The sequence below is a fragment of the Janthinobacterium sp. CG_23.4 genome, assembly GCF_029892305.1.
GTDB classification, from domain to species: Bacteria; Pseudomonadota; Gammaproteobacteria; order Burkholderiales; family Burkholderiaceae_D; genus Janthinobacterium; species Janthinobacterium lividum_D.
The window spans coordinates 4,978,943-4,988,477 of sequence record NZ_JARXUX010000001.1 but is presented as its reverse complement, the minus strand read 5'-3'; the positions used below and the strand labels follow the sequence as shown (position 1 = coordinate 4,988,477).

At 53.3% G+C, this 9,535-nt stretch carries 3 protein-coding genes, 2 tRNA genes and 3 rRNA genes; 1 reads left to right on the top strand and 7 read right to left on the bottom strand.

The window, feature by feature from the left end:
• Positions 1–500: 500 nt before the first annotated feature.
• On the top strand, positions 501–629 hold the full coding sequence (locus H4V96_RS22320; protein WP_010394037.1) for a hypothetical protein: 129 nt from the start codon (positions 501–503) through the stop codon (positions 627–629).
• 4 nt (positions 630–633) lie between these two features.
• On the opposite strand, the gene H4V96_RS22315 is transcribed toward H4V96_RS22320, so the two are convergent.
• From H4V96_RS22315 to H4V96_RS22285, 7 genes are all read right to left on the bottom strand, one after another.
• Positions 634–2,124 (bottom strand): DUF3482 domain-containing protein, encoded by a 1,491-nt coding sequence (locus H4V96_RS22315; protein ID WP_196857163.1) that lies wholly within the window; start codon positions 2,122–2,124, stop codon positions 634–636.
• A complete protein-coding gene (locus tag H4V96_RS22310; RefSeq protein WP_196857164.1) occupies positions 2,121–3,599 on the bottom strand; it encodes a DUF2868 domain-containing protein in 1,479 nt (492 codons plus the stop codon). Before H4V96_RS22310 ends, H4V96_RS22315 begins: the two co-directional genes overlap by 4 nt.
• Positions 3,600–4,130: 531 nt before the next feature.
• Positions 4,131–4,243, bottom strand: a 5S ribosomal RNA gene (rrf, locus tag H4V96_RS22305).
• A 137-nt stretch (positions 4,244–4,380) separates the two neighbouring features.
• Positions 4,381–7,270: ribosomal RNA gene (locus tag H4V96_RS22300) — 23S ribosomal RNA — on the bottom strand.
• 261 nt (positions 7,271–7,531) lie between these two features.
• Positions 7,532–7,607, bottom strand: a tRNA-Ala gene (locus H4V96_RS22295).
• 21 nt (positions 7,608–7,628) lie between these two features.
• Positions 7,629–7,705, bottom strand: a tRNA-Ile gene (locus H4V96_RS22290).
• Positions 7,706–7,803: 98 nt separating this feature from the next.
• Positions 7,804–9,334 (bottom strand): 16S ribosomal RNA (locus tag H4V96_RS22285).
• The 16S, 23S and 5S rRNA genes sit together here with 2 tRNA genes alongside, the layout of an rRNA operon.
• Positions 9,335–9,535 lie beyond the last annotated feature (201 nt).

Here is a 9,535-nt window from a genome sequence, read left to right as displayed (position 1 = left end):
ACTACCCAGCCCTTGAAGGCTGTCCCTTTTGTGCAGCAAACTAGTGCGTCTCATTGGGGAGGCGAACTATAGCAAAGCTGCCCATAGGCGGCAAGCTTTATTTCAACAATGTTCCCAGCCAAGCGGAACCAAGGTCGAACAGGATGTCGATGGATGCGTTGATGGTACTGGCGCCACATCCGAATACAAGCAGGTAGTTCACAATTGCAGTATCCGCATTGGGTGATTAATCGATGAAAAATACACCGCCGCTGAAAGGTCTACGCCGATTTTCCTGGCCACCCATAAGACCCGTTTCGCCGCCACGGCGCGAGAACCAGGCAGTCAGCAAGCGCATCAGCATGCTGGAAGTGGCGCTGCAAGTGCGTTTGATGCATCGAAGCACGCCGGGTCAGCATAAGTGGTCACGGCAAGAGCGTGCATCAAAGGGGGCTGGACACCACGGCATCCTCTTGCGCTCGACACAGGCTGTGGAAAACAGCCTGTCGCTAGACTAGCTGTTGCGCATTTTGCCCGCCTATCAACGGACCACCTATATCTATGCGATGGCCATCTGGCGGCTGTCGAACTCGGCCAAGGTCAGGGCCTGCGCACAATTTCTGCCGCAGTCGCTGCAGGCCCGCGCCTGACTAGTTACACCAGGCGCGCCACATCTGGATACAGACGCGCCAGAGTATCGGAGCTAATGGTGGTAATCACGGCGTGGACGCGCTCGGTGGCTTGCTCGGGTGATTTGTCCCGGCGCACATCTTTCCACAACTCAAGCAAAGCAGCATCGTGGCACGCAACCGCTTGCTCCACCTCATCTTGCCAAAATGTCGGTGCCTCGCCTTCCACAAAGTTGCCGCGGCCACGGCCAAAGTGCGCCACCGCCAGGTAACGCAGCACGCCCGCCACCACCAGGGTACGCAAGAAAGCATCGGTAAATTGCATGCTGGGTTCATTACGCTCTGTACCGGAATTAAAACCCCAGGCTGCGCCGGCAAACGTCAATGCGCCGACCACACCGCCAAGCAAAGCCCCCGTGCCCAGGGTCAGGCCGCCAGAAATCAGGTCGGCCGACAAGCCCGTTGCCGCACCGGAAATCATAGCCCCCAATAGCCCCGCTTGCGCCTTGTCGATCGGCGCGCGCACGGTAAAATTGTCACGTACCCGCGCATTAATCTTGTGCGCATCGGTGGGGTCGAGTTTGTGCAAGATCAACAGCTCGCGTGTCGTTTCACTGCTGTGCGTATTGAGTCGCGCCACCAGGCTGGCCATCGCCTTTTCCTGACGTTGCTGCTCTGCATTCTTGCCTATACCCACTACCTGCAAAACCGATTTCAACAAGCCCTTGGAGACGGGCTCGATGGCGTCACGATCCTGGGCTGCGACGGCCAGCTGCACAGCCAGCAAGCGCATGGCCTGCTGGAAGCGCGCCATATTCTCCGCTTGCCAGGCAGCAAACAAACGCGCATAGCCAGCTTGCTGCGGCTGTGGCAACAATTTACCCACGGCTTCGTAAAACACGCGCTCATGTACCCAGCAGCGGGCAAAGGCATCGAGCGCCAGGACGTCGCGCACAATGCCATACTGCTGCAAATGTTCGCGCCAGCGCGCCTGCTCGCTGTGCTCCTCATTACCTGGACGTGGCGGCCCCATCTGATTGAGCAAAACCACCACGGGCTTGCCCAGCCATTCGAGGATTTTCATTTCTGCCGGCAAGTAACCCGCATCCTTAGGATGTTCCGAGGAATTCACCAGATACAGCACCACGTCGGCAGCATCCTTGGCCGTGCGCAACGCTTGCTGGCTGAGCCAGAACGGACGGTCGCGATAACGGTCCAATACTTCGCGCAAGAACCAGCCGATAGGGTTGCCAGCCTGCCCCAAGCGCTTGAGCAGGCGCACGGAATCGCCAAAGCCGGGCGTATCCCACAGTTGCAGGACATCGCCCTGCGGGGTCGCCAGCAAGGTATGCGACTCCGCAAACACGGTCACGTGGGCGGCGTCGCGCACTTCGCCGATATCGACACCCACCAGGGTGCGTGCCAGGGTGGTCTTACCATTATTCGTATGTGAAATCAGTGCAAACTGAATTTGCACCGCATCATCCTGTCCCTCTTTATTTACATTCACACTCATGCTACGGCCGATACTTTCAAGCCAACACCAGCATCAAGCGGGTGCAAGCCAGGATTGAGCAAATTGACCAAGGTGGCAGGGGCTTGATGGAAGAGGCAGAACTGTTGCCACAACGCGACTCTTTCCGCCAAGCGGGCGGCATTCTGCACCTGCTCGCCAGCGCGCTCCAGATAACTGGACTCATCAATCAGGACGGCGATGCCGCGTGTTGACGATTGCACCAGGTAATCGAGGAAGACGCCATGATTTTCCTTTTCCGGCGTCGCCGTCAGATTGAATAGCACGGCCGTAATATTGACTTGCGGATCGTCCAAGTTGGTGCCGCGCAGGACGTCCTGCGGCTCTTCGCCATACGACGTCGATGGACGCAACATCATGCGCCCCTGCTCGCCAAACAGCATGATGGATAGCTGGCCCAAGCCCTTGTGGCGTGCCTCATCGACAGTGAAGCTGTACGGCAAGACGCGCAGCATGCCACCCGTGGCCACGCCGATGCTTTCATTGAGCTTGCGGAAATATGGTTGATCCAGATCCATTGGAAAGTGCTTGGCCAAACGGGCGGCACGCCAATGATTGAGCAGGGCCAGGATCAGGCGGGGAACAACAACCAGCAAGAAAATCGTTGCCGCATACAAATGCACCCAGCGCGCGCCGCCCTCCACGGTCGTCGTTTGCGGGAAACGCAGCGCCTCGATTTCCGCCAGCGAAAAACCTTGCAAATGGAACAGGGCAATAGCTGGTGCAAACAGAGTCGAAAGCAGGCTATGCACTTGGCCGGCATTCAGAAAAGTACTTTCCCAGCCAGCCGCGTACTGTGACAGGAAACCGCGTGTGTACAGCGAGGCGACGGCGCCGATAGCAAACATGGCGGCGCTCAAGTGAATGGTACGGCTCAGACGCGCTTCCGTCAGCTTAGCGCTCAAGTGTGCCCATTCCCCCATGAAACTGAGCAAGCCCGAGGACAAGGCGTGCGGCAACTTGCGCGGCAGGGCTAGCCGGCCCACGCTCAGGTGGCGCACCAGCCCCGCCTTCGGCCAACTCAGGGAGCGCGAGGAAATACATAGCCAGATCAACAAACTCAGGAAGACCAGCACGTTCCAGGCGATGATCAGCAGCAAAGGCGCCGACAGCAGGTCGACGCGGTGGGGATCAGTGATGCGGTCAAGTCCGGCCCCCAACAGCAGGCCCAGTAACGGCAAGGTCAGCGCCAGAGTCTTCATACCTGGGCGACGCTTCGCAAAGGCAGCGAAGGCGGGGGTGCGCTCGGTGATACGCTTGATGATCAGCTCGGAGCGCTGCTGCAGGAAGTCGTCAGCCGTGACTTCGGCCTGCTTACCCGAAGCCTGCCACTGAGCAAGTTCGCGCGCGCTGCGGCTGGCGTACATGCGGTCATCCTCGCTAAGGACTTCTTTTTTCTGGTCGGCCGTTTCAATAGCACGGACCAAGACCACTTCTCTCGCAATCTGCTCGTTCATGGAACTCCTGTTTTTATATGAAACGACAACTCAACAGGGCGATTGTGACGTAATTTTGCGTTCCAAGCCAACGCGTACTGGCCCCAAAGCAAGTTCTACAACAGATACATCAAAAAAGAAGCAATCCAGGCAGACCATAAGGTGTTTATGAAAATTGCTTACTTTGAAACCATGGCTACCAGCGGGGGCTGCCGCTAAACCCCACTGACATCATCCGTAAAAAGTAAATCTAGTCGACAACTTCGGCTAACTTCGCCTTAATTACGAAAAAATATGCGCTAACACTTACAATTCAGCTGCGATTAGACAGCAGATAGGCAACGATGATGGGCCGCTGGGCGCAGAGCTGTTGATAATCCATCCGTATATGTGCTTATGGTCTATGCAACACTGTAGCGCTGAACAGCCGGGGTCGGCCCCCCAAGCCTTCGCTTGGGCTCACTAAAACCAGCAGACGAAAAAAAACCCCACCATTACTGGCGGGGTTTTTCTCTAGGTGCAACAGCCGGGAGCTGTTGCACCAAATAACAAGCCTGACGATAACCTACTTTCACACTGGTTGCAGCACTATCATCGGCGCAAAGTTGTTTCACGGTCCTGTTCGGGATGGGAAGGGGTGGGACCAACTTGCTATGGTCATCAGGCATAACTTGTACTGGCGCTTGTTCTCGGTAGAGCAACAAGGCCTGAATCTGGAAGAAGCAAAGATTTTTGGGTAATGAATGGTATCAACAAACTCACAACGTTGTACCGTCTTATCCTCTGTACCTGCTAAGGTTATAGGGACAAGCCGTACGGGCAATTAGTACTGGTTAGCTTAATGCATTACTGCACTTCCACACCCAGCCTATCAACGTCCTGGTCTCGAACGACCCTTCAAAGAGCTCAAGGCTCTGGGAAATCTCATCTCAAGGCAAGTTTCCCGCTTAGATGCTTTCAGCGGTTATCTCTTCCGAACTTAGCTACCCGGCAATGCCACTGGCGTGACAACCGGTACACCAGAGGTTCGTCCACTCCGGTCCTCTCGTACTAGGAGCAGCCCCCTTCAAATTTCCAACGCCCACGGCAGATAGGGACCAAACTGTCTCACGACGTTTTAAACCCAGCTCACGTACCACTTTAAATGGCGAACAGCCATACCCTTGGGACCGGCTACAGCCCCAGGATGTGATGAGCCGACATCGAGGTGCCAAACTCCCCCGTCGATATGAACTCTTGGGAGGAATCAGCCTGTTATCCCCAGAGTACCTTTTATCCGTTGAGCGATGGCCCTTCCATACAGAACCACCGGATCACTATGTCCTACTTTCGTACCTGCTCGACTTGTCAGTCTCGCAGTTAAGCACGCTTATGCCATTGCACTATCAACACGATGTCCGACCGTATCTAGCGTACCTTCGAACTCCTCCGTTACACTTTAGGAGGAGACCGCCCCAGTCAAACTGCCTACCATGCACTGTCCCCGATCCGGATAACGGACCAAGGTTAGAACCTCAAACAAACCAGGGTGGTATTTCAAGGTTGGCTCCACGAGAACTAGCGTCCCCGCTTCAAAGCCTCCCACCTATCCTACACAGATTGGTTCAAAGTCCAATGCAAAGCTACAGTAAAGGTTCATGGGGTCTTTCCGTCTAGCCGCGGGTAGATTGCATCATCACAAACATTTCAACTTCGCTGAGTCTCGGGAGGAGACAGTGTGGCCATCGTTACGCCATTCGTGCAGGTCGGAACTTACCCGACAAGGAATTTCGCTACCTTAGGACCGTTATAGTTACGGCCGCCGTTTACTGGGACTTCAATCAAGAGCTTGCACCCCATCATTTAATCTTCCAGCACCGGGCAGGCGTCACACCCTATACGTCCACTTTCGTGTTTGCAGAGTGCTGTGTTTTTATTAAACAGTCGCAGCCACCAGTTTATTGCAACCCTTTCACCCTCATGGAGTAAACCAATCAAGCTACCGGGGCGTACCTTTTCCCGAAGTTACGGTACCAATTTGCCGAGTTCCTTCTCCCGAGTTCTCTCAAGCGCCTTAGAATACTCATCTCGCCCACCTGTGTCGGTTTGCGGTACGGTCTCGTATGACTGAAGCTTAGAGGCTTTTCTTGGAACCACTTCCGATTGCTTCGTGAACAAGTTCACTCGTCTCAACCCCTTGAATTGCGCACCCGGATTTGCCTAAGTGCCTTCTATGAGCCAAAAACCAACTATTCCAACAGTTGGACAACCTTCCGCGATCCGTCCCCCCATCGCATCATACGACGGTGCAGGAATATTAACCTGCTTCCCATCAGCTACGCATCTCTGCCTCGCCTTAGGGGCCGACTCACCCTGCTCCGATGAACGTTGAACAGGAAACCTTGGGCTTACGGCGTGGAGGCTTTTCACCCCCATTATCGCTACTCATGTCAGCATTCGCACTTCTGATACCTCCAGCATCCTTTACAAGACACCTTCGCAGGCTTACAGAACGCTCTCCTACCATATATATCTGTGATAAATCACAGAACAATATCCGCAGCTTCGGTGACTGGCTTAGCCCCGTTACATCTTCCGCGCAGGACGACTCGATCAGTGAGCTATTACGCTTTCTTTAAATGATGGCTGCTTCTAAGCCAACATCCTGACTGTTTTAGCCTTCCCACTTCGTTTTCCACTTAGCCAATCTTTGGGACCTTAGCTGGCGGTCTGGGTTGTTTCCCTCTTGACGCCGGACGTTAGCACCCGACGTCTGTCTCCCAAGCTCGCACTCATCGGTATTCGGAGTTTGCAATGGTTTGGTAAGTCGCAATGACCCCCTAGCCATAACAGTGCTCTACCCCCGATGGTGATACTTGAGGCACTACCTAAATAGTTTTCGGAGAGAACCAGCTATTTCCAAGTTTGTTTAGCCTTTCACCCCTACCCACAGCTCATCCCCTAATTTTTCAACATTAGTGGGTTCGGACCTCCAGGGCGTGTTACCGCACCTTCATCCTGGCCATGAGTAGATCACTTGGTTTCGGGTCTACACCCAGCGACTGATCGCCCTATTCGGACTCGATTTCTCTACGGCTTCCCTATGCGGTTAACCTTGCCACTGAATGTAAGTCGCTGACCCATTATACAAAAGGTACGCAGTCACGGAACAAGTCCGCTCCTACTGTTTGTATGCACACGGTTTCAGGATCTATTTCACTCCCCTTCCGGGGTTCTTTTCGCCTTTCCCTCACGGTACTGGTTCACTATCGGTCGATTACGAGTATTTAGCCTTGGAGGATGGTCCCCCCATATTCAGACAGGATGTCACGTGTCCCGCCCTACTTGTCGTACGCTTAGTATCACCGGTCTGATTTCGAATACGGGACTATCACCCGCTACGGTTCCTATTTCCAGAGGATTCTTCTATCAGTCCGACTATCACGTACAGGCTCTTCCCATTTCGCTCGCCGCTACTTTGGGAATCTCGGTTGATTTCTTTTCCTGCAGCTACTTAGATGTTTCAGTTCGCCGCGTTCGCCTTGCATACCTATGTATTCAGTATGCAATACCCTAAAAGGGTGGGTTGCCCCATTCGGAAATCTGCGGATCAAAGTGTGTTTGCTCACTCCCCGCAGCTTATCGCAAGCTACTACGTCCTTCATCGCCTGTAATCGCCAAGGCATCCACCATGTGCACTTATTCGCTTGTCCCTATAACGTTAGCCTCTCATCATTTGCATGATGAAAGAGCGCTACAGGGATAAGAAAGTACAACGTTGTTGCTTGTTTGTTGATACATACAATCATTACCCATCAAGTCGCCTCATGCATTGCTGCACGCATAGACTTGATCAATAAATAATCTTTACTTCTTCCAGATTGTTAAAGAACGAAACAGCTTTGATCGCTAAAAGATCAAACCTAAACCACAGTCTTGTTGACTGGCTTACGTTTGCACTTTCGAGTAAAACTTGGTGGAGGATGACGGGATCGAACCGACGACCCCCTGCTTGCAAAGCAGGTGCTCTCCCAGCTGAGCTAATCCCCCGGGAATTATGTACTAATTAGCTGGTAGGGCTGGTTGGACTCGAACCAACGACCCCCGCGTTATCAACACGGTGCTCTAACCAGCTGAGCTACAGCCCCAACGCGGTGCTACTACGACTACTGTTTCTTCTTAATTAAACAGCCGATAAGTGTGAACATTTGATGCGTGAATCATTACTGATTCGTGCAAACTCTAGAAAGGAGGTGATCCAGCCGCACCTTCCGATACGGCTACCTTGTTACGACTTCACCCCAGTCACGAATCCTACCGTGGTAAGCGCCCTCCTTGCGGTTAAGCTACCTACTTCTGGTAAAACCCGCTCCCATGGTGTGACGGGCGGTGTGTACAAGACCCGGGAACGTATTCACCGCGACATGCTGATCCGCGATTACTAGCGATTCCAACTTCATGCAGTCGAGTTGCAGACTACAATCCGGACTACGATACACTTTCTGCGATTAGCTCCCCCTCGCGGGTTGGCGGCGCTCTGTATGTACCATTGTATGACGTGTGAAGCCCTACCCATAAGGGCCATGAGGACTTGACGTCATCCCCACCTTCCTCCGGTTTGTCACCGGCAGTCTCATTAGAGTGCCCTTTCGTAGCAACTAATGACAAGGGTTGCGCTCGTTGCGGGACTTAACCCAACATCTCACGACACGAGCTGACGACAGCCATGCAGCACCTGTGTACTGGTTCTCTTTCGAGCACTCCCAGATCTCTCCGGGATTCCAGCCATGTCAAGGGTAGGTAAGGTTTTTCGCGTTGCATCGAATTAATCCACATCATCCACCGCTTGTGCGGGTCCCCGTCAATTCCTTTGAGTTTTAATCTTGCGACCGTACTCCCCAGGCGGTCTACTTCACGCGTTAGCTGCGTTACCAAGTCAATTAAGACCCGACAACTAGTAGACATCGTTTAGGGCGTGGACTACCAGGGTATCTAATCCTGTTTGCTCCCCACGCTTTCGTGCATGAGCGTCAATCTTGACCCAGGGGGCTGCCTTCGCCATCGGTGTTCCTCCACATATCTACGCATTTCACTGCTACACGTGGAATTCTACCCCCCTCTGCCAGATTCTAGCCTTGCAGTCTCCAATGCAATTCCCAGGTTGAGCCCGGGGATTTCACATCAGACTTACAAAACCGCCTGCGCACGCTTTACGCCCAGTAATTCCGATTAACGCTTGCACCCTACGTATTACCGCGGCTGCTGGCACGTAGTTAGCCGGTGCTTATTCTTCAGGTACCGTCATTAGCAAAAGATATTAGCTCTCACCGTTTCTTCCCTGACAAAAGAGCTTTACAACCCGAAGGCCTTCTTCACTCACGCGGCATTGCTGGATCAGGCTTTCGCCCATTGTCCAAAATTCCCCACTGCTGCCTCCCGTAGGAGTCTGGACCGTGTCTCAGTTCCAGTGTGGCTGGTCGTCCTCTCAGACCAGCTACTGATCGATGCCTTGGTAGGCTTTTACCCTACCAACTAGCTAATCAGATATCGGCCGCTCCACGAGCATGAGGTCTTGCGATCCCCCACTTTCATCCTTAGATCGTATGCGGTATTAGCGTAACTTTCGCTACGTTATCCCCCACTCTAGGGTACGTTCCGATATATTACTCACCCGTTCGCCACTCGCCACCAGAGCAAGCTCCGTGCTGCCGTTCGACTTGCATGTGTAAGGCATGCCGCCAGCGTTCAATCTGAGCCAGGATCAAACTCTTCAGTTTAATCTCTGTTACTTTGCCGTTTTACCGGCACCATCATTGCTGATGGGTCGCTCACTCAAAAAACTGACAGGCCACTACTTTCGTAGCGCCTATTTCATTATTTCTTGTGAACATTTGATATTTTAAGTTTTACAGCGATCCGAAGATCGCTGCTGCACCTACATCAAATGCCCACACTTATCGACTGTTAATTGTTAAAGA